The sequence below is a fragment of the Pseudomonas sp. DCB_AW genome, from assembly GCF_026240895.1.
GTDB lineage: Bacteria > Pseudomonadota > Gammaproteobacteria > Pseudomonadales > Pseudomonadaceae > Aquipseudomonas > Aquipseudomonas kermanshahensis.
The window spans coordinates 286,738-309,598 of the sequence record NZ_JAPFCE010000001.1 but is presented as its reverse complement, the minus strand read 5'-3'; the positions used below and the strand labels follow the sequence as shown (position 1 = coordinate 309,598).

Below are 22,861 nucleotides of genomic sequence, written 5' to 3'. Positions count from 1 at the left end.
CTCATGAACTTTGCAAAAACGCTTCCAGCCGCCGTGCTGGCCGCTAGTTTCGCCGTCGCCCTGCCCGCCCAGGCCGATGACCCTTGCGCCACTGTCCTGTGCATGTGGGGCAAGCTGAAGGGGGCGGGTGTGGTCGATAACTGCAGTGACCCGGTCAATGACTACTTCAGCATCGTCAAGAAGAAGCATGGCAAGATCAAACTGAGCCAGACCTCGGACGCCCGCCAGTCCTTCCTCGACCAATGCGAGACCGCTGACCCGAAGGCAACCAAGTCGATCAACAACAAGTTCGGCAAGGTCATCTGAGGCGCGCCACGATGCCATTCGTCGCTGACGTTCCGCCCCCGGCCCTGAGCGAACCCATCGCCTGCTCGATCATGGCGGCGGTCAAATACGAGCTGCCGGTGAACATCGTCCTGGCCGTGTCCGGCCAGGAAGGTGGCAAGCCTGGCCAGTGGGTGCGCAACCACAATGGCACCTACGACGTGGGCCCCATGCAGTTCAACACCGCCTACCTGCGCGAGCTCTCGCGATACGGCATCACCCCTGAGGATGTCGAGCAAGGCGGCTGCTACTCCTACGAGTTGGCCGCCTGGCGCATCCGTGGCCACGTGCGCAATGACCGCGGCGACTTGTGGACGCGGGTGGCGAATTACCACTCGCGCACCCCCGCCATCAATGCGCGCTACCGCCAGCAGATCATGCGCCGCGCCGTCTACTGGGCCGATTGGCTGGATGCCCGCTTTGCCACGCAGCAGGTGGCGCAGAGCGCGGTATTCTCCGGCGCACCGGCCGAGGCGTCCGTGGCAGTGGTCGACACCGCGCAGGCGGTGAAGGCGGCTGTCGTGCAGCAGCCGGTCATGCCGCAACCCGCGGGCACGTCAGCCTATGTGCCCCGGGGGCTGGTGATGGGGAGCAAATGATGGATTCGCTGGTCACAGTAGCCGCATCTCGAAACGATACAGGGACCCGCCGCGAGGCGGATGCAAGGAGAGAAAGATTGACCCTACCCACTCTCGGTATGGGCACCGCCGTTACCGACAAGGCATCGCGCCGCCCCATCCGCCCCATCCGCCCCAGCCGCCTCTGGCCGCGGCTGCGCCTTGTCGCGCTCGTACCCCTCGTGCTGGGAGCCTGCATGCTCCTGCCTGCGACCTCTTCTGAAGTTCAAGCCAAGGAGCTTTCCATGCAAGGCAATCAAGGCCAGTACCAGCCCTACACCCCAGGCATGAAACTGCCCGAAGGCGTGTTCCCGCCGATGAAGGGTTATACCCATGAGGACTTGATTGGCGCTGCTGCCCTACCCGCAGAAGCGGTGCTGAAGGCTGAGGGAATAGACCCCACCCTGATCAGGGAATCGCTCTTCGCGCTGGCCAAACACCTCAATGAGGCACTGGAGGCGCAGAACGTCGAGTATCAGATTTCGACCTGGTACCAGAAGCCTTACGACAATCCCACTGACCGCACCAAGAGTGTTGCCGCCATGGGCGAGAGCTTTGGTGCTTTGGCGATCCGTGCTGCCGGGCAGTCGCTGCGAGGGTCCCCACTCTTGAACAAGGGCGAAGCATTCTTCGAACGCTACACCCGAAGCGCCGGTGATGGTGTCCACGATCTGATCGTGACATTGAACAAGCCGAGCGCCTGAAAGCGACGTCTCGCCAACTAGGGACATGAGCAGGATGATGCCTTGGTGAACCCATCATCAGTAGCTTTGAATTGAAACAAGGAACCGTCGTATGGCGGGTGCAAGGAGAGATTGATTGAAACGACCAAACCACGCAGTCATGAGGGCTTATTGATGCGACTTCGCCTAAGCGCGCTCGTCCCTCTCGTGCTGGGAGCCTGTGTGCTCCTGCCTGCCACCTCTTCTGCAGTTCAAACCAAGGAGCTTTCCATGCAAGACAATCAAGGCCAGTACCAACCTTACACCCCTGGCATGAAACTGCCTGAAGGTGTGTTTCCTCCCATGCCGGGCTATACCCACGAGGATTTGATCGAGGCGGCGTGCAAGCGGGTCGAGGGCGTACTGAAAGCCAATGATGTCGATCCTACGCTGGCCAAAGAAACGCTCTTTGCCCTGGCCGACCATCTGAACCGTGCGTTCCAGTCGCAAAACGTCGAATACCAGATTGCAACTTGGTTCAAGAAACCCTACGACGACCCTGCTGCCCGCGCCCAAAGTGTATCTGCCATGGGCGAAACCTTTGGCTCGCTGGCCATTCGGGCTGCAGGTGACTCGCTGAAGGGCTCTCCATTGCTGCACAAGAGTGACGCGTTTCTGGGCAGCTTCATTGATGGCGCCGGTGATGGTGTGCACGATTTGATCGTGTCGCTGAACAAGCAGGGTTCCTGATACGAATTGGTTTGGAGAGGTGATCCCGCCCAAGGGGGGGATTATCCATAGGGATATGGCATGAGCGATGCTAAGCGCTTTACGGTGTACTTCGATGGCACCGGTAACAACAAAGACCTGGATGTACCTGAAGGCAAGCAGACCAACGTCGCTCGCCTATATGAACTGGATACGGCCCAGGGCACCAACCTGGCCCGTAACTCTGGGCAGCCTCCCCAGCAGTACGATGCCAATGAGCGCTCCGGGCAATCGGAAAAAATCTACTTCGATGGCGTTGGCAGCCAAGCCAACACCACGGGGCGTTCCTTGCTCGAGGGCGGTACCGGGCTGGGTGGCCAGGAGCGTATCGATCAGGCCTACGACGCTATCGTGGCCTTTCATAACAAGTACCCGGACGAAAAAGTCGACGTCAACATCGTCGGTTTCAGCCGTGGCGCGGCGCAGTCCCGTGCATTGGCCAACGAGTTCATCGAGCGCGGTGTGCCAAAGCTGGATGGTCAGGGGCAACCCACTGGCGATTTCCTGATCCCCCCCGGCGAGGCCCATGTGAATAAACTGGGCATCTTTGACACCGTCGCCTCGTATGGCAACGCGAAGTCCGATACCCATTTGGGCAAGAACCTGGAAATCGGCAAGAACGTCGACTCGACCACTCACCTGGTCGCGATGAACGAATACCGCGATACGTTCCGCCTGACCAGTGCGTTGCGCAATGACGACAACTCGCGTATCGAAGAGCTGAAATTCGCTGGCGCGCACTCGCAAGTCGGCGGCGGCTATCAAGACGACGTGCTGGCAGCAGGGCCGCTGGCAGTGATGCACGACCGCCTGCAGTCCGCTGGCATCGAGATGAAGCCGATGCAGCAGGAAGACGTGCAGCGCATCGAGCAGTACAACGACGTGGTCAAGAGCCCCGAAAAGGTCCAGGAAGCCCTGATCGATTCGCGTCTGAAGGAAGGTAACAAAGCGTTCAGTCGTGGCGAGGACGGTTCGTACCAGGCTGTAAACAACACGCCCTTCGCGATGGAACGCGGCACGTTCAACCCCTTTGATCGCCAGGCACGCCCCTTCGATCACGAGACCAATGGTCGGGGTGTCATCTTCGAGAATGATGACAGCCTTAGCCGCAGTGCACTGGTGCGCGGATTTGAGGGTGTGGGCGGCAAGATTGCGGATATCGGGCGTCAGGCGCTATCGGCGTCGGCGCAGTTCTTGGGCTTGGAAGAGCGCACGCACGCGAAGTCCGAGACCCTGGATAGCTTGAAGCAGGCACGTGCACAATTGAATGCCGCTTCGCAGGAACAGGTTGCGACACTATCCGGCGAGCTCAAGGCTTCGCGGCCCAGCACGGACTACATCGAGGGCCTGAAGCTGCAAGCCGTACCGGTTCCACAAGGGATAACGGCGGGCCCGCAGGTCGACCCCCAAGCCCAGCAACGCAGTGACTCATTCAAGTCGATGGAAGACAAAGCCCGCGGCCTGAACCCCTCAGCCAGTATCGGCGAAGCTTCAGAGAGCGGGCGCAAGGCGGTCAGCGGGATGGTCGTCGACATGGACGAGCACCACATCCTGCAGAAGGTCGGCCAGACGGATCAATTCGTCATTCATGACCGCCGTGACGTCGACCCGAGCCGCAACTTCCAGGTAGGCAAGAGCACGGCGATCGTCCACGAGAAAGGCATCGGCGACCTGGCCCGTGATGTGGCGCCGAAGCTGGAGCTCGATACAGGGCTTTCCCAGGCCATGCGTCGGTGATTTCGATGCCGCGCCTGCAACTCGCCGACGGTACGGTAGAAGCGCTGAAGTGGCTGGCGCTGTTGCTGATGACCGGCGACCACGTGAACAAGTACCTGTTCAACGAGACCCTGCCTTACCTGTTCGAGGCAGGGCGCTTGGCGATGCCGCTGTTCGTGGTCGTGCTGGCGTACAACCTGGCGCGGCCTGGAACAGTGGAAAACGGTGCTTACCGGCGCACTGCGCTGCGCCTGTTTCTGTTCGGGGTGTTGGCGACGCCGCCGTTCATTGCCCTTGGGGGGCTGCTGTACGGCGGCTACCCGCTGAACATCCTCTTCACCTTGCTGGTGATTACCCTGGCGACCGAGGCCTGCGACCGTGCTGCGCAAGGGCGGCCGCTGTTCTGGGGGCTGGCGTTACTGGTGGTGGTCGTGGGCGGTGCCTGGGTCGAGTTCTGGTGGCCGGCCGTGCTGTTGGGGCTTTGCGTGGGTTGGTACGTGCGGCGGCCGAACCTGCTGGCTGCCGTGGGGGCCGTGCTTGCGCTTGCGGCGTTAACGCCGATCAACGGCAATGCCTGGGCGCTGGCCGCGTTGCCGGTGCTGCTGGCCGCCCGCTGGGTCAGGCCTGACCTGCCGCGCTGGCGCTGGCTGTTCTACGCCTATTACCCGCTGCACCTGGTGGCGCTGTGGCTGATTCGCATCCCGATGGCCAAGGCCGGATACCTCTTCCTGATATGAAGCAGATGCCCATGAACGAGCCTAAACCGCCCAAGCCGCCGCTCGACGATGCCGGGCAGGCATTGGAGGCGCAGGCTCAGGCGCTGGCCGCCGAGCAGACCGCGCTGCTGGACGCCAGCCCAGTGCAAGCACGCTACAACCAGGCACTTGGCGAGTGCGTCGAGCAGAAGGCCGAGCAGGCCGAGGCCCTCGAGCAGCGCCTGGAGGCCATGCTGGACCGCCAACAGGCGCAATTGCAGCAGAACCAGGCCTCGCGCCCGAGCTGGCTGGCCCTGCCCTCCACCCGCGCCGCCTGGGAGCAGGGCAATCAGCGTTGCCAGGCGCGGCTGCAGCAACTGCAAGGCCGCCTGGAGCGGGTGCAGGAGCTGCACCACGGCATGGGCCTGTACACCCCACGCATCGAGGAGTTGGCGGTGCGCCAACTGCGCGCCGAACAGCCAGAGCTGGTCGAGCAATGGAGCTTGCAGCGTCAGGCCGAGCGGACGCTTACTGAGGCGCAGCGGCGTACCCAGGCCCAGGACATCGGGCGTTCGCGCACAACCTCGCCATGAACCAGCACCTTCCCTATCCCATCCTTTCGTTCACGGAGCGAACCCATGAAACATAACAACGCTGTGGGCCCGCAGATCCGCGGCGGCCAGCGCAGTGGCGGCAACACGTGGCAGGCCATCCTGGCCATTTTCTGCCTGCTGGCCGGCCTGGCTACTGCCACCCAGTACTTCGCCTACCTGTTCAATAACCATGCGGCGTTGGGGGCCAACCTGAATGGCGTCTACGCCCCATGGATGATTCTGGTGTGGGCCGCCAACTGGTCCGATCAGTACCAGGACACCTTGCTGCGCGCCGGGTCCCTGGGGGTTCTGGTCAGCGGCGTCGGCATGATGGCGATGGTCGTGATCCGCATGATCAGCAGCAACAGCTCCAAGGCCAATCAGTTCCTTCATGGCTCTGCGCGTTGGGGCGAGCGCAAGGATATCGAGAGCGCCGGCCTGTTGGCTGATGATGGCGTGTACGTAGGCGCCTGGCTGGACAAGCGCAACAAGCTGCATTACCTGCGCCACAACGGCCCGGAGCACATCCTCACCTTCGCCCCGACGCGCAGCGGCAAGGGCGTTGGCCTGGTGATCCCGACGTTGCTGTCGTGGAAGCACAGCGCGGTGATCACCGACCTCAAGGGCGAACTCTGGGCGCTCACCGCTGGCTGGCGTCAGCAGCATGCCGGCAACCGGGTATTGCGTTTCGAGCCGGCCACCGCCAATGGCTGCGTGGGCTGGAACCCGCTGGAAGAAATCCGCCTGGGCACCGAGTTTGAAGTGGGCGATGTGCAGAACCTGGCCACGCTGATCGTCGACCCGGACGGCAAGGGCCTCAACGACCACTGGCAGAAGACCTCCCAGGCGATGCTGGTGGGTTGCATCCTGCACCTGTGCTACCGCTCGCAGGACGAGGGTGGTGTCGCCAGCCTGCCGGCGCTGGACGCCATGCTCGCCGACCCGTCGCGGCCAATCAGCGAGCTGTGGGCGGAAATGACCCACTACGGCCACCTCGATGGCGAAAACCACCCGCTGGTGGGGTCTGCTGCACGCGACATGCTCGACCGGCCGGCCGAAGAGGCCGGCTCGGTGCTGTCGACCGCCAAATCGTACCTGTCGCTGTTCCGCGACCCGATCGTGGCGCGCAACGTGAGCCGCTCGGAGTTCAAGATCCGCGACCTGATGAACCACGACGACCCGGTCAGCCTGTTCATCATCACCCAGCCCAACGACAAGGCGCGCTTGCGCCCCTTGGTGCGCATCCTGGTGAACATGATCGTGCGCCTGCTGGCCGACAAGATGGACTTCGAGGACGGCCGGCCCAAGGCGCACTACAAGCACCGGCTGCTGATGATGCTCGACGAGTTCCCGAGCCTGGGCAAGCTCGACATCATGCAGGAGTCGCTGGCCTTCGTGGCCGGTTATGGCATCAAGTGCTACCTGATCATCCAAGATTTGTCGCAGTTGCAGGAGTTCTACGGGCAGAACGAGAGCATCACCTCCAACTGCCACATCCAGAACGCCTACCCGCCAAACCGGGTGGAAACGGCGGAGCACCTGTCCAAGCTCACCGGGCAGACCACCATCGTCAAAGAGCAGGTCACCACCAGTGGGCGACGTTCCAGCGCATTGCTGGGCCAGGTGTCGCGCACCATTCAGGAAGTGCAGCGACCGCTGCTGACCACCGACGAGGCCCTGCGCATGCCAGGCCCACGCAAGGATGGCCAGGGCAATATCCAGGAAGCCGGCGACATGGTGGTGTATTGCGCAGGCTACCCGGCGTTTTATGGCAAGCAACCGCTGTACTTCCAGGACCCGGTATTCCTGGCCCGCGCCAAGGTGCCGGCACCGCGTGAAAGCGACCGCACCATCGAGTTGCCGGCATGAAACGGCCGTTGAGCGTGGCCGCTGTCGTGGCCATTCTGGCGTTTTGCGCAGTGCCGCTGGTGCTGTGGGGCGGCGCGCGGCTTAACGTCACCAGCAGTTTTCCGCCGGGCATTTACTGGGTGGTCGACAAGGCACCGGAAAAAGGCGACCTGGTGATGTTTTGCCCGCCGCAGACCGAGGTCTTCCAGTTGGCCCAAGAGCGCGGCTACTTGATCAGCGGCCCCTGCCCCGGCGGCTACATGCATATGATCAAGCGCCTGGTCGGGGTGCCGGGTGACGATGTGCTCATCGTGCCAGAGGGTGTCAGCATCAACGGTGAACTGCAGGTGCGTAGCCAGCCGTTGCACCAAGACCCCAGTGGCCGCCCCATGCCGCAGCCACCGTTGGCGCACTTCCGCCTGGGCAGCGACGAGGTGCTGATGCTCTCCGAGTACAGCCGCTTGTCGTTCGATGGCCGTTATTTCGGGGCCGTGCCGCAAGGGCAATTGGGCGAAGTGGTCGAACCTTGGCTGGTGTGGCGAAAAACGCCGTTGTAACCCAGCCGCTCGATCGAGCCGTTGTAGGAGCAGCCTTGCGCTGCGAAGAGGCCGGTAGCCTGCAATCGATGTTTGGTGCGGCTAGCGGCCTCTTCGCAGCACAAGGCTGCTCCTACAGGTAACCCTAGTACCACTAATCCAAGTGAATAATTACAGTAATGGTACTAGGCAATTGATGTTTTTTTGCTATTATTCAAATCCCGCCTTACCTATCTGGAACGCCTGTTCTAGAGCCTCCGAATTAAGTTTCAGTTAAGTTTTCCCCGCTAGCGTAGGCAATCAGTCAACGAAGACTGTGATCTGTGGCCTGTGCGCGTCATCTAAATCCCTGCATAGCCTGAATCTTTCACCGGTAAAATGGACTTACCTTCACACCGTCAAGAGGATGAATCATGCCCGTCAAGGACCCATCCAAGGTCGTTCCGGATGTACCCGCCGAGAGCGCCGATGCCGCCCTGAAGCACATCGTCGACGGCTTTCTGCGCTTTCACCATGACGTCTTCCCCGAGCAGCAACAGCTGTTCAAGAAGCTCGCCACCGCGCAAACGCCACGCGCCATGTTCATCACCTGTGCCGACTCGCGCATCGTCCCCGAGCTGATTACCCAAAGCTCGCCAGGCGACCTGTTCGTGACCCGTAACGTCGGCAACGTGGTGCCCCCGTATGGTCAGATGAACGGCGGCGTCTCCAGCGCCATCGAATACGCGGTACTGGCCCTGGGTGTACACCACATCATCGTCTGCGGCCACTCGGACTGCGGCGCGATGCGTGCCGTACTCAACCCGCAATCGCTGACCAAGATGCCGACGGTTTCCGCCTGGCTGCGCCATGCCGAAGTGGCACGCACCGTGGTTGAGAACAACTGCTCCTGCGGCAGCGAGCACGAGACCATGCAGGTGCTGACCAAAGAAAACGTCATCGCCCAGCTGCATCACCTGCGCACTCACCCCTCGGTCGCCTCGCGCCTGGCGGCGGGTGAGTTGTATATCCACGGTTGGGTCTACGACATCGAGACCAGCAAGATCGAAGCCTATGACGCTGCCAGCGACAGCTTCCTGCCCCTGGCTGCGGGCGAGCCGGTCCCCTGCGCTACCCCGAGAGGCCGCTACTAAGCGACCCTTCCACCGCTAGAACCTTGATAGCCGGCTGCACCCTGTAGGGGTGTGGCGCGGCCTTCGGCTGCCTTGAATTCCCTGATTGCCTTGCCGGCATGCTCGCTGGCGGCCCGCGCCTGCGCGTTTTTCAGGGGCCAACGTGCTCACGGCCAGAGGAATGGCCGTGCAACAGATAAATGGAGAAACACGGTGAACATGACACAGTTGAAAGCGGCCTTGCCGCGAGAGTTGTTGGCGTCGGTGGTGGTATTTCTGGTCGCCCTGCCCTTGTGCATGGGCATCGCCATCGCCTCGGGGATGCCGCCTGCCAAGGGCCTGATCACCGGCATTATCGGTGGCGTCGTGGTGGGCTTCCTGGCGGGCTCGCCGCTGCAGGTCAGTGGCCCTGCCGCCGGCTTGGCGGTGCTGGTGTTCGAGTTGGTGCGCCAGCACGGCGTGGCCATGCTCGGGCCGATCCTGCTGCTGGCCGGGCTGTTGCAATTGCTGGCGGGGCGCTTGCGCCTGGGCTGCTGGTTCCGCGTCACGGCACCGGCCGTGGTGTACGGCATGCTGGCGGGTATTGGTGTGCTGATCGTGCTGTCGCAGGTGCATGTGATGTTCGACACGGCGCCGCAGCCTTCGGGCATGCAGAACCTGCTGGCGTTTCCGGCAACCCTGGCCGCAGCCCTGCCGTTGGAAAGCGCAGAGGCCGGCTGGCAAGCCGGTGCACTTGGGCTGGGTACCATCGCCATCATGTGGGGCTGGGAGCGCTTGCGGCCGCAACAGCTGCGGTTCGTGCCCGGTGCCTTGCTGGGCGTAGCAGCGATGACCGCCATCAGCCTGTGGCTGGCGCTGCCGGTGAACCGGGTGCAGGTGCCGGCAGACCTTTCCGAGGCCATCGACTGGATCCGCCTGGATGACCTGATGAACCTGGCCGACCCGACCCTGCTGGTGGCGGCATTCGCCCTGGCGTTCATTGCCAGTGCCGAAACCCTGTTGTCGGCTGCCGCGGTGGACCGTATGCACAGCGGCCAGCGCTCGGACTTCGACCGCGAACTGTCCGCCCAGGGCATCGGCAACATGCTGTGCGGTGTGCTCGGCGCCCTGCCAATGACCGGGGTGATCGTGCGCAGCTCGGCGAATGTCCAGGCCGGCGCGCAGACCCGAGCCTCGGCGATTTTCCATGGCTTGTGGCTGTTGGCGTTTGTCGTGGTGTTGAGCAGTGTGCTGCAGCAGATCCCGGTGGCGAGCTTGGCGGGTGTGCTGGTGTTTACCGGCATCAAGCTGGTGGACTTCAAGGCGTTTCGTGGGTTGGGCCGGTATGGCCGCATGCCGATGTTCACCTATGCGGCGACGGCCCTGGCGATCATTTTCACCGACCTGCTGACCGGTGTACTGCTGGGCTTTGCCTTGACCTTGCTCAAGCTGGCCTTCAAGGCGGCGCGGTTGAAAATCAACCTGGTGAGCCTGGGCAAGCCTGGGCACATGGAACTGCGCCTGAGTGGCGCTGCGACCTTCCTCAAGGTGCCGGCGTTGACCCAGGTGCTGGACACGGTGCCGGCGGGGACCACCTTGCATGTGCCGTTGGGCAACCTCAGCTATATCGACCACTCGTGCCTGGAACTGCTTGAGGACTGGGGCCGGAGCAATGCAGCCAATGGGTCGCGCTTGTTGATCGAGCAGCGGCGCTTGAAGCGGCGCATCGAGGGGCGGCTGCGGACGACGGCTGGGGTTGGGGCTTAGTATTTAGCTGTTGTGTTGACTGATCTGGCCTCTTCGCGGGGCAAGCCCGCTCCCACAGGTAGGGTGCTGTCCCTGAGAACAGCACCCTACCTGTGGGAGCGGGCTTGCCCCGCGAAGAGGCCGGGACAGGAGTATCAGGCAGGCTGGCCCAGCTCAACACCCAGCTGACGCGACAGGCACGGCCAACGCTTCCAGGCGTTGCCGGTTTCCGGGCTGCTCAGCTTCTCGCGATAAGCCTCCACCGATTCCACCGCAAAGCTCTCGTCATTGAGCATCTCGTCGACCGAATGATGCACCACTTCATCGAGCTGGTTGGCGAAGGTCTCGCCGATCAGTTGATGGGCAATCAGGTTGGCCATCGTGGTGTCGAACGGAATCAACGGCTGCTTGAAGTGGCGGATGTACAGGTCGTTGACCTCCTCCACCAGGCGATGCGCCAGGTAGGCCTCGTCCAGCAGGCAATCCAGCCCGACATGCCCTTGCATCACCGTGGGCGGCTGCTGGAAATAAGCTTCGGCAATTTTCAGTACCGGTTTGATCTGCGACTCGATCCCCGCTTCACGGGCTACCTCGTGGGCAGCCTCCAGCAGCTCTGGAACCTGGTCGATGTAGGCGCTGACGAAACGCGCCAAGCTACCCTGGGCGTCCTGCTCAGGTAGCTGGATCGAGGGGTGCAAGTGCGGCAGTTGTAGCTCTAGACGTTCTTTCAGTTGGCCGGTTTCAAGTTCGTGTTGATGGGCTTGGCTAATCTGCTCGCGTACAGCAGCGATGTTCATGACAACTCCAGGGACATTACGTGTCAAACGGAAGACACTAAATTAGCTCGGTATACAGAATACCTAAGACGTATTTGTTATAAACCGCGCAAACGTGTGCTTGCTCTGGCATATCGGTATGCCACTATTGCGCCATATCCTATCAAGCGCGCGGTTTTCAGGGCATTGCGCAATTTCGTGAAGTTCATTTCACAGGCTGCATTGCGTGCCATTGGTCGCTGTCTATACTCCCGTTGAACGTGATTCGTTGATGAGGCCCGTCTGCTTTTGCAGGGGCTCGGTCGTCGAAGCCAGGCAGTCTTGACCGCCGTTCCCTCTTGCCGCAGGCCACGCCTTCGGGACTACAAGAATTAGAAGGGGAACCCGCAATGATGCGACATCCACATGTCTGGATGGGCCTCCTGTTGTGGACGGTTTTCGGACAGGCCAACGCCGCCTGGACCGTCAACATGCACCCGGGGGCGACGGAAGTCTCCAACGCCGTCTTCGACCTGCACATGACCATCTTCTGGATCTGCGTGATCATCGGCATCGTGGTGTTCGGCGCGATGTTCTGGTCGATGGTCGTCCACCGCCGTTCCACAGGCCAACAGGCAGCGCATTTTCACGAGCACACCTGGGTCGAAATCATGTGGACCGTGGTGCCGTTCCTGATCCTGGTGGCCATGGCCATCCCCGCGACCAAGACCCTGATCGACATCTACGACGCCAGTGAGTCGGACATCGACATCCAGGTCACCGGCTACCAGTGGAAGTGGCACTACAAGTACCTGGGCCAGGACGTGGAGTTCTTCAGCAACCTGGCCACCCCCGCCGATCAGATACACAACAAGGCCCCCAAGGACGAGCACTACCTGCTCGAAGTCGACCAGCCGCTGGTGCTGCCGGTGGGCGCGAAAGTGCGCTTTCTGGTAACCGCCGCCGACGTGATCCATTCCTGGTGGGTGCCGGCGTTCGCGGTCAAGCGTGATGCCATCCCAGGCTTCGTCAACGAGGCCTGGACGCGCATCGAGAAGCCCGGCATCTACCGCGGCCAGTGCACCGAGCTGTGCGGCAAGGACCACGGCTTCATGCCGGTGGTGGTCGAGGTCAAGTCCAAGGCCGATTACGACACCTGGCTGGGCGAACGCAAGGCCGAGGCGGCCAAGCTCAAGGAGCTGACCAGCAAAGAGTGGACCCTCGAAGAGCTGGTCGAGCGCGGCGACAAGGTCTACCACACCACCTGCGTGGCCTGTCACCAGGCCGAAGGCCAGGGCCTGCCGCCGATGTTCCCAGCCCTCAAGGACTCGAAGATCGCCACCGGGCCGAAGGAAGGCCACCTGAGCATCGTCTTCCACGGCAAACCGGGCACGGCCATGGCCGCGTTCGGCAAGCAGCTCTCGGAAGTCGACATTGCCGCCGTGGTCACTTACGAGCGCAACGCCTGGGGCAACAACAAGGGCGACATGGTCACGCCGAAGGATGTGCTGGCGCTCAAGCAGGCAGAAGCGCAATGAACCGGGTTACTCGCGGCAATCAATGGATTGCAGGAGACAGGACATGAGTGCAGTGATCGACGACCACGCCCACGGCCATGAGCATGCCCACGGCCCGGCCAAGGGCCTGATGCGCTGGGTGCTGACCACCAACCACAAGGACATCGGCACGATGTACCTGTGGTTCGCCTTCATGATGTTCCTGCTCGGTGGCTCGTTCGCCATGGTGATCCGCGCCGAGCTGTTCCAGCCGGGGCTGCAGATCGTCGAGCCAGCGTTCTTCAACCAGATGACCACCATGCACGGGCTGATCATGGTGTTCGGTGCGGTGATGCCAGCCTTCGTAGGCCTGGCCAACTGGATGATCCCGCTGATGATTGGCGCGCCGGACATGGCCCTGCCGCGGATGAACAACTTCAGCTTCTGGCTGTTGCCTGCGGCCTTCCTGCTGCTGGTCTCGACCTTGTTCAGCCCCGGCGGCGGGCCGAACTTCGGCTGGACCTTCTACGCGCCACTGTCGACCACCTATGCCCCGGCCAGCGTGACCTTCTTCATCTTTGCCATCCACCTGATGGGCATCAGCTCGATCATGGGCGCGATCAACGTCATTGCCACCATCCTCAACCTGCGCGCCCCCGGCATGACCTTGATGAAAATGCCGCTGTTCGTCTGGACCTGGCTGATCACCGCGTTCCTGCTGATTGCCGTGATGCCGGTGCTGGCCGGTGTGGTGACCATGATGCTGATGGACATCCACTTCGGCACCAGCTTCTTCAGCGCCGCGGGTGGCGGTGACCCGGTGCTGTTCCAGCACGTGTTCTGGTTCTTCGGCCACCCCGAGGTGTACATCATGATCCTGCCGGCGTTCGGCGCGGTCAGCTCGATCATCCCGGCGTTCTCGCGCAAGCCGCTGTTCGGCTACACCTCGATGGTCTATGCCACCGGGGCGATCGCCTTCCTGTCGTTCATCGTCTGGGCGCACCACATGTTCGTGGTTGGCATCCCGGTGGTGGGCGAGCTGTTCTTCATGTACGCCACCATGCTCATTGCCGTGCCGACCGGGGTGAAGGTGTTCAACTGGGTCAGCACCATGTGGGAAGGGTCGCTGACCTTCGAGACGCCGATGCTGTTCGCCATCGCCTTCGTCATCCTGTTCACCATCGGCGGGTTCTCCGGGTTGATGCTGGCCATCGCGCCTGCCGACTTCCAGTACCACGACACGTACTTCGTGGTCGCGCACTTCCACTACGTGCTGGTGCCTGGGGCGATCTTCGGCATCTTCGCCTCGGCCTACTACTGGCTGCCGAAGTGGACCGGACACATGTATGACGAAACCCTCGGCAAGCTGCACTTCTGGCTGTCGTTCGTCGGCATGAACATGGCCTTCTTCCCCATGCACTTCGTGGGCTTGGCGGGCATGCCGCGGCGTATTCCGGACTACAACCTGCAGTTCGCCGACTTCAACATGGTCTCCTCGATCGGCGCGTTCATGTTCGGTGCCACGCAGATCTTCTTCCTGTTCATCGTCATCAAGTGCATCCGCGGCGGCGCCCCGGCGCCGGCCAAACCCTGGGACGGTGCCGAGGGCCTGGAGTGGTCGATCCCCTCGCCTGCGCCTTACCACACCTTCCAGACGCCACCGGACGTGAAATAGCCATGAACGGCCTGTCGCTCAAACGCCTGGTCATGCGCCTGCTGATGCTGACGGTGGTGATGTTCGCCTTCGGTTTCGCCCTGGTGCCGATCTACGACGTGATGTGCAGGGCCTTTGGCATCAATGGCAAGACCGGCGGCCAGTACGAAGGCAGCCAGGTCAGCGACCCGTCGCGCTCGGTACGGGTGCAGTTCATGTCGACCAACGCCAGCGACATGGTCTGGGATTTCTACTCCACGGCCGACCAGATCGACGTGAACCCAGGTGCGGTCAACCAGATGATCTTCGTCGCGCGCAACCCGACCGACCGGCCGATGAGCGCCCAGGCGATACCCAGCATCACCCCGGCCGAGGCCGCGGCGTACTTCCACAAGACCGAGTGCTTCTGCTTTACCCAGCAGGTGCTGCAGCCCGGCGAACGCATCGAGATGCCGGTGCGCTTCATCGTCGACCGCGATCTGCCGGCCAGCGTGAAGCACCTGACACTGGCTTACACCTTGTTCGACATCACCGCTCGCCACCCGCCGGTCGCGCATGTTGCGGCCCAGGACGTCCAGGGCGCCCGTTAAGGGAAGGAGAACAGCAATGGCAAGTCATGAGCACTACTACGTTCCGGCGCAGAGCAAGTGGCCGATCATCGCGACGGTCGGCATGTTCATCACGGTGTTCGGCCTTGGCACCTGGTTCAACGACATGAAAGCCGGGCACCCCGACTCCCATGGGCCGTTGATTTTCTTCGTCGGCGCGCTGTGCCTGGCCTACATGCTGTTCGGCTGGTTCGGGGCGGTGGTGAAAGAAAGCCGTGGCGGGCTGTACAGCCCGCAGCTGGACCGTTCGTTCCGCTGGGGCATGAGCTGGTTCATCTTTTCCGAGGTGATGTTCTTCCTGGCCTTTTTTGGCGCGCTGTTCTACGTCCGCGTATTGGCCGGGCCTTGGCTGGGCGGTGAAGGGGCCAAAGGCGTTGCGCACATGCTGTGGCCCAGCTTCGAGTTTGCCTGGCCGCTGCTGCACACGCCTGACCCGAAACTGTTCCCGCCGCCCAAGGAAGTCATCGACCCTTGGCACTTGCCGTTGATCAACACCATTTTGCTGGTGAGCTCGAGTGTGACCATCACCATTGCCCACCATGCCTTGCGGCGTGACCACCGGGGTGCGCTGAAACTGTGGATGGCGCTGACCATCGCGCTGGGCATCAGCTTCATCACGCTGCAGGCCTACGAGTACCACGAGGCCTATACCAAGCTGGGGCTGACGCTGGGCTCGGGGATCTACGGCGCGACCTTCTTCATGCTCACCGGCTTCCACGGCGCCCACGTGACGCTGGGCACGATCATCTTGATCGTGATGTTCGTGCGCATCCTGCGCGGGCACTTCAACCCCGACAAACACTTCGGCTTCGAGGCGGCCAGCTGGTACTGGCACTTCGTCGATGTGGTGTGGGTGGGGCTGTTCATCTTTGTGTATGTGCTTTGACACATGTGCAGGCCAGTCAAGGCGATACAGGTTCAGAAGGGGGCGTGTGACACCAGCTGGCCACTGATGAAGCCGTAGGCCACCAGGCCGATGGTCAGGGCCGCCAGGGTCACGCGCACGGTCAATGCCTTCAGCAAACGGGTCGAGTTTTCGTCGTCCTTGACCAGGAACACCAGGCCACTGAACAGGCTGGCAACCGTGGCCAACAGCATCAGGACAATCGCGGCCTTGAGCATGGCGCTTCTCCGGGGGGATGCGGTGATGTGGATAAGTATAGCGAGGCGCCTGTGAGGCCGTTTCGCCCAGGTTGGGTCCCGACCCTGGTGGTGCTTGCGCTGCTACCGGGGTTGATCGCGCTTGGCTGCTGGCAATTGGGCCGCGCCGACGAAAAGCGCGCGCTGCTGGCGACCTATGCCGAGCGCAGCCTCGACACGCCGCTCTCCACTGCCCAGTTGCAGCAACGCGACGATGCCGCCTACCGCCGTGTGCACCTGTACGGCCGTTTCGATGGTGAACACAGCCTGCTGCTGGATAACCGAATGCGCGACGGCGAGGCCGGCGTCGAGCTGTTGCAGCCCTTCCATGACCAGGCCAGTGGGCTGTGGTTGCTGGTCAACCGCGGCTGGTTGCCGTGGCCGGACCGCCGCGTGCCGGTGCACTTCGCAACCCCGGCGCAGCCGCTGGCGCTGGACGCGTCGGTGTATGTAGCGCCTGGCAGCACCTTCCAGCTGCACCCGGACCCCGCCGGCGGCCAATGGCCGCACTTGCTGACGGCCATCGATGCCGCCCAGCTGTGGCAGCAATTGGGCCGTGAAGGCTACGCCCATGAGCTGCGCCTGGAGCCCGGGCCGGCCAGCTATCGCCTGGGTTGGCCGGTCGTCGCACTGGGGCCGGAAAAGCATCTGGGCTATGCGGTGCAGTGGTTTGCCCTGGCCACCGCGCTGGTGCTGCTTTACCTCTACTTTGGCTGGCACAACGATAAAAAGGAGAACCACCATGGCCGCCGCCACCCGTCCACTGGACGTGCCTGAACGCAGCAAGCCCAGAACCCGCGGGCGTTTGCAGCTGATTCTGATTCTGCTGGTAGTGCTCGGCCCGATGATCCTGGCCACCAGCATGTACAAGCTCAAGTTCTGGGTGCCAGACGGCCGCAGCTACCACGGCGCGATGATCGGCAACGGCGAGAGCCGCAGCGATATCGGCATCGATGGCCAGGACGCGCGCTGGCAAGTGTTGGTCAGCACGCCCGAGGCCTGCGCCGAAGATTGCCAGCGCCTGGTGTACCTGGCCCGGCAGATACAAGTTGGCCTGGGCCGTGATGCCGGCCGTGCCAGCCATGCGCTGGCTGCCGCGCAGCCGTTGAGCGCTGACTACCAGGCGCTGCTTGGCCGTGAGTACCCGCAGTTGCAACGCTACCCGCTGGATGCCCAGCGCTACCTGAACAAGGTCGGTGAGCTTGGCCCGCAACTGTGGATCGTCGACCCGCACGGCAACTTGGTGTTGCGTTACGACGCCAAGGTCAACGGCAAGCACGTGCTGGACGACCTGCGCCACCTGCTCAAGTTGTCCAACATCGGCTAGGAGCCTGTCATGGCCAGACCCGGATTCCGCCTCGCTGTGTTCGCCACCCTGCTGGCACTGCTGGTCGTGCTGCTGGGCGCCTATACCCGCCTGACCCATGCAGGCCTGGGCTGCCCCGATTGGCCCGGCTGCTATGGCTTTATCAGTGTGCCGAAGACCGACGCCCAGCTGGCCCATGCCGAAATGCACTTCCCCGAACACCCGGTGGAAGCCGCCAAGGGCTGGGCCGAGATGGTCCATCGCTACTTCGCCGGCACCCTGGCGCTGGTGATTGCCTGGCTGGCGTTGCAGGCCGTGCGCCGGCATGCACGTGATGGCCAGCCCTACCGCTTGCCGGTGCTGTTGCTGGGGGTAGTGTTGGCCCAGGCGGCGTTTGGCATGTGGACAGTAACCCTCAAGCTGTGGCCGCAAGTGGTCACCGCGCACCTGCTGGGTGGGTTCACCACCTTGAGCCTGCTGTTTCTGCTGTCTCTGCGTCTATCCCGGGCCTTTGCGCCATTGCCAAAACTGCCGTTAAGCCTGCGCCGGATCGCGGCCCTGGCGCTGTTGGTGGTGATCGGCCAGATCGCCTTGGGGGGCTGGGTCAGCGCCAATTATGCGGCGGTCGCCTGTATCGACTTGCCGACCTGCCACGGCCAATGGTGGCCGGCAGCGGACTTCAGCAACGGCTTTCACCTGACCCAGCACGTCGGCCCCAACTACCTGGGCGGGCAACTGGACAGCGATGCGCGCACGGCCATCCACATCAGCCACCGGCTGGGTGCCTTGCTGGTCAGTGCCGTGCTGCTGATGCTGAGCTTCAAGCTGTACCGCTGCGGCCTTTCTGGCCTGGCCCGGCTGGTGTTGCTGGCCTTGGCCGTGCAGGTCGGCCTGGGCATCAGCAACGTGCTGTTCCACCTGCCGCTTGGCGTGGCAGTGGCCCACAACGCAGGCGGGGCCATGCTGTTGATGAGCATGGTGCTGGTCAATTACCGCATCCGCGTGGTCGACAAAGTGCGCGTCGGCCATGGCTGGCGCCTGACGCCGGTGGTGGGCGTGGATATCTCCCACCCTATGAGGAACGATTCGTGGCGACGCTTCTAAGCGTACGACGGGCAGGTTGGCGCGATTATCTGGAGCTGACCAAGCCCAAGGTGGTGGTGCTGATGTTGATCACCTCCCTGGCAGGCATGTTCCTCGCCAGCCGCGCAGGCGTTGCCTGGAGCGTGCTGCTGTTCGGCAACCTGGGCATTGGCCTGTGTGCGGGCGCCGCGGCGGTGGTCAACCACGTGGTAGACCGGCGCATCGACGCCTTGATGGCGCGTACCCACAAACGGCCGTTGGCCACAGGCCGGGTCGCGCCGCTACCGGCGCTGGCCTTTGCGTTGGCACTGGCGGTGCTGGGCATGGCGCTGTTGCTGGTGTTCACCAACAGCCTGACCGCCTGGCTGACACTGGCGTCGTTGCTGGGCTATGCGGTGCTCTACACCGGCTTCTTGAAGCGTGCCACGCCGCAGAACATCGTGATTGGTGGCCTGGCCGGCGCGGCGCCGCCACTGCTTGGCTGGGTGGCGGTCAGCGGCCATGTCAGTGCCGAGCCGCTGTTGCTGGTGCTGATTATCTTCGCCTGGACCCCGCCGCACTTCTGGGCCTTGGCCATCCACCGCAAAGCGGAGTACGCCAAGGCCGATATCCCGATGCTGCCGGTGACCCATGGCGAGCGCTACACCGCGCTGCATATCCTGCTCTACACCCTGATTTTGCTGGCGGTGAGCCTGCTGCCCTATGCCATCCACATGAGCGGCCCGTTGTACCTCGCCTGTGCCCTCGCCTTGGGCCTGCGCTTCCTGCAGTGGGCCTGGGTGTTGTACCGTGGCAGCCGGCCGCACGCGGCGATTGGCACCTTCAAGTACTCTATCGGCTACTTGTTCGCGCTGTTCATCGCGTTGCTTATTGACCACTACCTGTTGTTGAACCTATGACCCGAACCCAGAAAACCGTCTTCATCCTCGTCGCCCTGGTCGCGTTGATCCTGGGCCTGACCGTCAACAAGGTGCTCAATGGCCGCGATCAGCCGAACCCCACCGAGCTGATCGACGCCGGCATCATCCTCTTGCCGCAGAGCCGTACGGTGGCGGATGTGACCATGACCAACCAGGATGGCCAACCCGTGCAGTTGGATGACCTGAAGGGTAAATGGTCGCTGCTGTTCTTCGGCTACACCTATTGCCCAGACATCTGCCCCACCACCCTGGCCCAGTTGCGCCAGGTGAAGAGCGAATTGCCCAAGGAAGCCGTGGACCGGTTGCAGGTGGTGCTGGTGAGCGTGGACCCTAACCGCGACACGCCGAACCAGCTCAAGCAGTACCTGGGCTACTTCGACAAAGATTTTGTCGGGGTGGCGGGGTCGATCGAAGACACCCAGAAGCTGGCGAATGCCTTGAGCATTCCGTTCATTCCGGCTGATACCAGTAAGCCGGGGTACACCGTGGATCACAGCGGCAACCTGGCGATCGTTGGGCCGGATGGGCGTCAGCGCGGGTTCATTCGTGCGCCGTTCAACAACCAGAAGCTGGTGGCGCAGTTGCCGGGGCTGGTCAAGCGGGACTAAACAGGCTTTAAAAGCTTCGCGGGGCAAGCCCGCTCCCACAGCATTATCCCAAAGCCTGAGGCTAGCGATGTACCTGTGGGAGCGGGCTTGCCCCGCGAAGAATCCAGCCTGATCTAGAGGCTTAGAACGCCGGTACGACAGCGCCCTTGTACTTCTCGTTGATGAACTGCTTCACCTCTGGCGAGTGCAGCGCGGCCGCCAGTTTCTTCATGTCTTCGGAGTCTTTGTTGTCCGGGCGGGCAACCAGGATGTTCACGTATGGCGAGTCGCTGCCTTCGATGGCCAGCGCGTCTTTCTCAGGGTTCAGCTTGGCTTCCAGCGCATAGTTGGTGTTGATCAGGGCCGCATCGACCTGGGTCAGCACGCGCGGGATGGTGGCCGCTTCCAGCTCACGGAACTTCACGTTTTTCGGGTTTTGTGCAACATCCTTAACGCTCGACAGGATGTTCTTGTTGTCCTTGAGCTTGATCACGCCGGCCTTGTCCAGCAGCAGCAGCGCGCGGCCGCCGTTGGTGGCGTCGTTGGGGATGACCACGGTAGCGCCGGAGGGCAGCTCGTCGAGCTTCTTGACCTTGGTCGAGTAAACGCCCAGCGGCTCGATGTGCACGCCGGTCACGCTGACCAGGTCGGTGCCCTTGGCCTTGTTGAACTCGTCCAGGTACGGCTGATGCTGGAAGAAGTTGGCGTCCAGGCGCTTTTCGGCCACCTGCACGTTCGGCTGGATGTAGTCGGTGAATTCCTTGACCTTCAGCTCCACGCCTTCTTTCGCCAGTTGCGGTTTGACGAAGTTGAGGATCTCGGCGTGCGGCACCGGGGTGGCGGCGACGGTCAGGGTATCGGCGTGGGCCGAGAAGGCCGCGACAGCGGCAGCAACAGCAAGCAGCTTCTTCATTGATCACTCCTTGTGAGGGCCGCGACGGCCCCCGAACGGGTCGGCCAGGCCGACCCCATTGGGGTTACTTACGGGAAAAATGCACGACCAGTTTGTCGCCCACGCTCTGCAGCACCTGAACCAGCACCAGCAACAGCACCACGGTCACGACCATGACATCGGTCTGGAAGCGCTGGTAGCCGAAGCGGATGGCCAGGTCGCCCAGGCCGCCCGCGCCGACCACACCGGCCATGGCGGTGTACGACACCAAGGTAATGGCGGTTACGGTGATGGCCGCGAAGATGCCGGGACGGGCTTCGGGCAGCAGCGCGCTGGTGATGATCTGGCGCGTTGTTGCGCCCATCGACTGGGTGGCTTCGATGATGCCGCGGTCCACTTCACGCAGGGCGGTTTCGACCAGGCGCGCGAAGAACGGCGTGGCCCCGACCACCAGAGGCGGAATGGCGCCGGCGACGCCCAGCGAGGTGCCGGTGATCAGCACGGTGATCGGGATCATCACGATCAGCAAAATGATGAACGGCAGCGAACGCAGGATGTTGACGACCAGCGACAGCAGCGCGTACACGCCTTTTTGCTCGAACATCTGGCGCGGGCCGCAAAGGAACAGCAGCACGCCCAACGGCAGGCCCAGCAGCACGGTGAAGAACAGCGAGCCGAACAGCATGATCATGGTGTCGATGGTGGCCAGCCAGATTTCGGCCCAGTCGACGTTGGCAAAGAAATTCAGGGCGTCCATCAACGCAGTACCTCCATATGTACGTCAGCTGCCTTGAAGCGGTCGAACGCCGCTTCCATGTCGCCGCCGGTGACGGCCAGGGTCAGCTGCCCATAGGGGACATCCTTGATGCGGTCGATACGCCCGGCCAGGATGCTGTAGTCGACGCCCGTCTCGCGGGCGACGGTGCCCAGCAGCGGTGCGTAGGTGGCCTCGCCCTGGAAGGTCAGGCGCACGATGCGGCCGGGTACGTGGGCGAAGTCGTCACGCTGCTCGCCTTCATCGACCTGCTCGTCCTCCTGGACGAAACGCTTGGTAGTCGCGTGCTGCGGGTGCAGGAACACATCGGCCACCGGCCCTTGTTCGACGATCTGCCCGGCGTCCATCACGGCCACGCGGTCGCAGACCCGGCGGATCACGTCCATTTCGTGGGTGATCAGGACGATGGTCAGCTTCAGCTCACGGTTGATCTCGGCCAGCAGTTGCAGCACCGACGCAGTGGTCTGCGGGTCAAGCGCGCTGGTGGCTTCGTCGCACAGCAGGATCTTAGGGTTGGTAGACAGGGCGCGGGCGATGCCGACGCGCTGCTTCTGGCCGCCCGACAACTGCGCGGGGTACTTCTTGGCGTGGTCTTGCAAGCCGACGCGGGCCAGCAGCTCGGTGACGCGCTTGTCGATGTCGCTGCGCGACAGCTCGCCGGCCAGGGTCAATGGCAGGGCCACGTTGTCGGCCACGGTCTTGGAGGCCAGCAGGTTGAAGTGTTGGAAAATCATCCCGACCTGCTGGCGGAAGCCGCGCAGCTGGTTGGCGTTGAACGCGGTGACGTCCTCGCCATCGACGATGATCTTGCCGCCCGAAGGCTCTTCGAGGCGGTTGATCAGGCGCAGCAGGGTGCTTTTGCCAGCGCCGGAGTGGCCGATCAGGCCGAACACCTGGCCATCTTCGATAGTCAGGCTGGTCGGGTTGAGGGCGGGGATTTCCCTACCGGCGACGCGGTAGGTCTTGTGCACATGTTGGAACTCGATCACGTAGCGAACCTTGTGGGGCGCATGGAATTTGGGGCAGCGGTTAGCTGGGGTGGCGCATTT

The 22,861-nt window shown here is 62.7% G+C and carries 25 protein-coding genes; 20 read left to right on the top strand and 5 right to left on the bottom strand.

What is annotated here, in order from left to right; all coding sequences use genetic code 11:
• Positions 1-3: 3 nt before the first annotated feature.
• From OO306_RS01450 to OO306_RS01400, 11 genes are all read left to right on the top strand, one after another.
• A complete protein-coding gene (locus tag OO306_RS01450; RefSeq protein ID WP_252826327.1) occupies positions 4-306 on the top strand; it encodes a TrbM/KikA/MpfK family conjugal transfer protein in 303 nt (100 codons plus the stop codon).
• A gap of 11 nt (positions 307-317) precedes the next feature.
• Positions 318-923, top strand: a complete 606-nt coding sequence (locus tag OO306_RS01445; protein WP_265967467.1) for a muramidase — start codon at positions 318-320, stop codon at positions 921-923.
• A 77-nt stretch (positions 924-1,000) separates the two neighbouring features.
• A complete protein-coding gene (locus OO306_RS01440; protein ID WP_265967466.1) occupies positions 1,001-1,645 on the top strand; it encodes a hypothetical protein in 645 nt (214 codons plus the stop codon).
• A gap of 111 nt (positions 1,646-1,756) precedes the next feature.
• Positions 1,757-2,353 (top strand): hypothetical protein, encoded by a 597-nt coding sequence (locus OO306_RS01435; RefSeq protein ID WP_265967465.1) that lies wholly within the window; start codon positions 1,757-1,759, stop codon positions 2,351-2,353.
• A gap of 60 nt (positions 2,354-2,413) precedes the next feature.
• Positions 2,414-4,108 (top strand): DUF2235 domain-containing protein, encoded by a 1,695-nt coding sequence (locus OO306_RS01430; protein ID WP_265967464.1) that lies wholly within the window; start codon positions 2,414-2,416, stop codon positions 4,106-4,108.
• Between the two features lie 5 nt (positions 4,109-4,113).
• Positions 4,114-4,824, top strand: coding sequence for a TraX family protein (locus OO306_RS01425; protein WP_265967463.1), 711 nt, complete (start codon positions 4,114-4,116; stop codon positions 4,822-4,824).
• A gap of 11 nt (positions 4,825-4,835) precedes the next feature.
• Positions 4,836-5,375, top strand: coding sequence for an IncP plasmid survival protein KfrC family protein (locus OO306_RS01420; RefSeq protein WP_265967462.1), 540 nt, complete (start codon positions 4,836-4,838; stop codon positions 5,373-5,375).
• A 45-nt stretch (positions 5,376-5,420) separates the two neighbouring features.
• Positions 5,421-7,244 carry a type IV secretory system conjugative DNA transfer family protein gene (locus tag OO306_RS01415; protein ID WP_265967461.1) on the top strand — a complete coding sequence of 608 codons (1,824 nt, stop codon included), beginning with the start codon at positions 5,421-5,423 and terminating at the stop codon, positions 7,242-7,244.
• Positions 7,241-7,780, top strand: a complete 540-nt coding sequence (gene traF, locus OO306_RS01410; RefSeq protein WP_265967460.1) for a conjugative transfer signal peptidase TraF — start codon at positions 7,241-7,243, stop codon at positions 7,778-7,780. The genes OO306_RS01415 and traF overlap by 4 nt, the downstream gene beginning before the upstream one ends.
• Before the next feature lie 392 nt (positions 7,781-8,172).
• Positions 8,173-8,892, top strand: coding sequence for a carbonic anhydrase (locus OO306_RS01405; RefSeq protein WP_099428002.1), 720 nt, complete (start codon positions 8,173-8,175; stop codon positions 8,890-8,892).
• 198 nt (positions 8,893-9,090) lie between these two features.
• Entirely contained in the window at positions 9,091-10,617 is a 1,527-nt protein-coding gene (locus OO306_RS01400) for a SulP family inorganic anion transporter (protein ID WP_265967501.1), read from the top strand.
• Between the two features lie 134 nt (positions 10,618-10,751).
• Here the strand turns inward: OO306_RS01400 and OO306_RS01395 are convergent, their stop codons facing one another.
• Positions 10,752-11,393, bottom strand: a complete 642-nt coding sequence (locus OO306_RS01395; protein WP_027591997.1) for a hypothetical protein — start codon at positions 11,391-11,393, stop codon at positions 10,752-10,754.
• Between the two features lie 368 nt (positions 11,394-11,761).
• On the opposite strand from OO306_RS01395, the gene coxB reads away from it, so the two are divergent.
• From coxB to OO306_RS01375, 4 genes are read left to right on the top strand one after another with little or no spacing between them, the layout of a single operon-like run.
• Positions 11,762-12,889, top strand: a complete 1,128-nt coding sequence (gene coxB / locus OO306_RS01390) for a cytochrome c oxidase subunit II (RefSeq protein ID WP_265967459.1) — start codon at positions 11,762-11,764, stop codon at positions 12,887-12,889.
• Positions 12,890-12,932: 43 nt separating this feature from the next.
• Positions 12,933-14,522, top strand: coding sequence for a cytochrome c oxidase subunit I (gene ctaD, locus OO306_RS01385; RefSeq protein WP_027591995.1), 1,590 nt, complete (start codon positions 12,933-12,935; stop codon positions 14,520-14,522).
• A 2-nt stretch (positions 14,523-14,524) separates the two neighbouring features.
• Positions 14,525-15,091 carry a cytochrome c oxidase assembly protein gene (locus tag OO306_RS01380; protein WP_265967458.1) on the top strand — a complete coding sequence of 189 codons (567 nt, stop codon included), beginning with the start codon at positions 14,525-14,527 and terminating at the stop codon, positions 15,089-15,091.
• A gap of 16 nt (positions 15,092-15,107) precedes the next feature.
• The gene (locus OO306_RS01375; RefSeq protein ID WP_027591993.1) at positions 15,108-15,995 is read left to right on the top strand and encodes a cytochrome c oxidase subunit 3; all 888 of its coding nucleotides are present in this window, start codon (positions 15,108-15,110) and stop codon (positions 15,993-15,995) included.
• A 32-nt stretch (positions 15,996-16,027) separates the two neighbouring features.
• On the opposite strand, the gene OO306_RS01370 is transcribed toward OO306_RS01375, so the two are convergent.
• Entirely contained in the window at positions 16,028-16,231 is a 204-nt protein-coding gene (locus tag OO306_RS01370) for a twin transmembrane helix small protein (protein WP_027591992.1), read from the bottom strand.
• A 51-nt stretch (positions 16,232-16,282) separates the two neighbouring features.
• Between OO306_RS01370 and OO306_RS01365 the strand changes: the two genes are divergently transcribed.
• From OO306_RS01365 to OO306_RS01345, 5 genes are read left to right on the top strand one after another with little or no spacing between them, the layout of a single operon-like run.
• Positions 16,283-17,026 (top strand): SURF1 family protein, encoded by a 744-nt coding sequence (locus OO306_RS01365; protein WP_099428004.1) that lies wholly within the window; start codon positions 16,283-16,285, stop codon positions 17,024-17,026.
• On the top strand, positions 16,992-17,576 hold the full coding sequence (locus tag OO306_RS01360) for a hypothetical protein (protein ID WP_027591990.1): 585 nt from the start codon (positions 16,992-16,994) through the stop codon (positions 17,574-17,576). The genes OO306_RS01365 and OO306_RS01360 overlap by 35 nt, the downstream gene beginning before the upstream one ends.
• Positions 17,577-17,585: 9 nt before the next feature.
• Entirely contained in the window at positions 17,586-18,659 is a 1,074-nt protein-coding gene (locus OO306_RS01355) for a heme A synthase (RefSeq protein WP_027591989.1), read from the top strand.
• Positions 18,644-19,537 carry a heme o synthase gene (gene cyoE / locus OO306_RS01350; protein WP_265967457.1) on the top strand — a complete coding sequence of 298 codons (894 nt, stop codon included), beginning with the start codon at positions 18,644-18,646 and terminating at the stop codon, positions 19,535-19,537. The genes OO306_RS01355 and cyoE overlap by 16 nt, the downstream gene beginning before the upstream one ends.
• Entirely contained in the window at positions 19,534-20,166 is a 633-nt protein-coding gene (locus OO306_RS01345; RefSeq protein WP_027591987.1) for an SCO family protein, read from the top strand. The genes cyoE and OO306_RS01345 overlap by 4 nt, the downstream gene beginning before the upstream one ends.
• 121 nt (positions 20,167-20,287) lie before the next feature.
• Here the strand turns inward: OO306_RS01345 and OO306_RS01340 are convergent, their stop codons facing one another.
• The 3 genes from OO306_RS01340 to OO306_RS01330 all read right to left on the bottom strand — a co-directional run bounded on the left by OO306_RS01340 (position 20,288) and on the right by OO306_RS01330 (position 22,801).
• On the bottom strand, positions 20,288-21,058 hold the full coding sequence (locus OO306_RS01340) for a MetQ/NlpA family ABC transporter substrate-binding protein (protein ID WP_265967456.1): 771 nt from the start codon (positions 21,056-21,058) through the stop codon (positions 20,288-20,290).
• Positions 21,059-21,122: 64 nt separating this feature from the next.
• Entirely contained in the window at positions 21,123-21,794 is a 672-nt protein-coding gene (locus OO306_RS01335) for a methionine ABC transporter permease (protein WP_027591985.1), read from the bottom strand.
• Positions 21,794-22,801, bottom strand: coding sequence for a methionine ABC transporter ATP-binding protein (locus OO306_RS01330; RefSeq protein WP_027591984.1), 1,008 nt, complete (start codon positions 22,799-22,801; stop codon positions 21,794-21,796). The genes OO306_RS01335 and OO306_RS01330 overlap by 1 nt, the downstream gene beginning before the upstream one ends.
• Positions 22,802-22,861 lie beyond the last annotated feature (60 nt).

Excerpts from the sequence above, each read along its gene's own strand:
- OO306_RS01450 (WP_252826327.1), top strand. The coding sequence starts at position 4 with ATGAACTTTGCAAAAACGCTTCCAGCCGCCGTGCTGGCCGCTAGTTTC.
- OO306_RS01445 (WP_265967467.1), top strand. The coding sequence starts at position 318 with ATGCCATTCGTCGCTGACGTTCCGCCCCCGGCCCTGAGCGAACCCATC.
- OO306_RS01430 (WP_265967464.1), top strand. The coding sequence starts at position 2,414 with ATGAGCGATGCTAAGCGCTTTACGGTGTACTTCGATGGCACCGGTAAC.
- OO306_RS01425 (WP_265967463.1), top strand. The coding sequence starts at position 4,114 with ATGCCGCGCCTGCAACTCGCCGACGGTACGGTAGAAGCGCTGAAGTGG.
- OO306_RS01420 (WP_265967462.1), top strand. The coding sequence starts at position 4,836 with ATGAACGAGCCTAAACCGCCCAAGCCGCCGCTCGACGATGCCGGGCAG.
- OO306_RS01415 (WP_265967461.1), top strand. The coding sequence starts at position 5,421 with ATGAAACATAACAACGCTGTGGGCCCGCAGATCCGCGGCGGCCAGCGC.
- traF (WP_265967460.1), top strand. The coding sequence starts at position 7,241 with ATGAAACGGCCGTTGAGCGTGGCCGCTGTCGTGGCCATTCTGGCGTTT.
- OO306_RS01405 (WP_099428002.1), top strand. The coding sequence starts at position 8,173 with ATGCCCGTCAAGGACCCATCCAAGGTCGTTCCGGATGTACCCGCCGAG.
- OO306_RS01400 (WP_265967501.1), top strand. The coding sequence starts at position 9,091 with ATGACACAGTTGAAAGCGGCCTTGCCGCGAGAGTTGTTGGCGTCGGTG.
- OO306_RS01395 (WP_027591997.1), bottom strand. The coding sequence starts at position 11,393 with ATGAACATCGCTGCTGTACGCGAGCAGATTAGCCAAGCCCATCAACAC.
- coxB (WP_265967459.1), top strand. The coding sequence starts at position 11,762 with ATGATGCGACATCCACATGTCTGGATGGGCCTCCTGTTGTGGACGGTT.
- ctaD (WP_027591995.1), top strand. The coding sequence starts at position 12,933 with ATGAGTGCAGTGATCGACGACCACGCCCACGGCCATGAGCATGCCCAC.
- OO306_RS01380 (WP_265967458.1), top strand. The coding sequence starts at position 14,525 with ATGAACGGCCTGTCGCTCAAACGCCTGGTCATGCGCCTGCTGATGCTG.
- OO306_RS01375 (WP_027591993.1), top strand. The coding sequence starts at position 15,108 with ATGGCAAGTCATGAGCACTACTACGTTCCGGCGCAGAGCAAGTGGCCG.
- OO306_RS01370 (WP_027591992.1), bottom strand. The coding sequence starts at position 16,231 with ATGCTCAAGGCCGCGATTGTCCTGATGCTGTTGGCCACGGTTGCCAGC.
- OO306_RS01360 (WP_027591990.1), top strand. The coding sequence starts at position 16,992 with ATGGCCGCCGCCACCCGTCCACTGGACGTGCCTGAACGCAGCAAGCCC.
- OO306_RS01355 (WP_027591989.1), top strand. The coding sequence starts at position 17,586 with ATGGCCAGACCCGGATTCCGCCTCGCTGTGTTCGCCACCCTGCTGGCA.
- OO306_RS01345 (WP_027591987.1), top strand. The coding sequence starts at position 19,534 with ATGACCCGAACCCAGAAAACCGTCTTCATCCTCGTCGCCCTGGTCGCG.
- OO306_RS01340 (WP_265967456.1), bottom strand. The coding sequence starts at position 21,058 with ATGAAGAAGCTGCTTGCTGTTGCTGCCGCTGTCGCGGCCTTCTCGGCC.
- OO306_RS01335 (WP_027591985.1), bottom strand. The coding sequence starts at position 21,794 with ATGGACGCCCTGAATTTCTTTGCCAACGTCGACTGGGCCGAAATCTGG.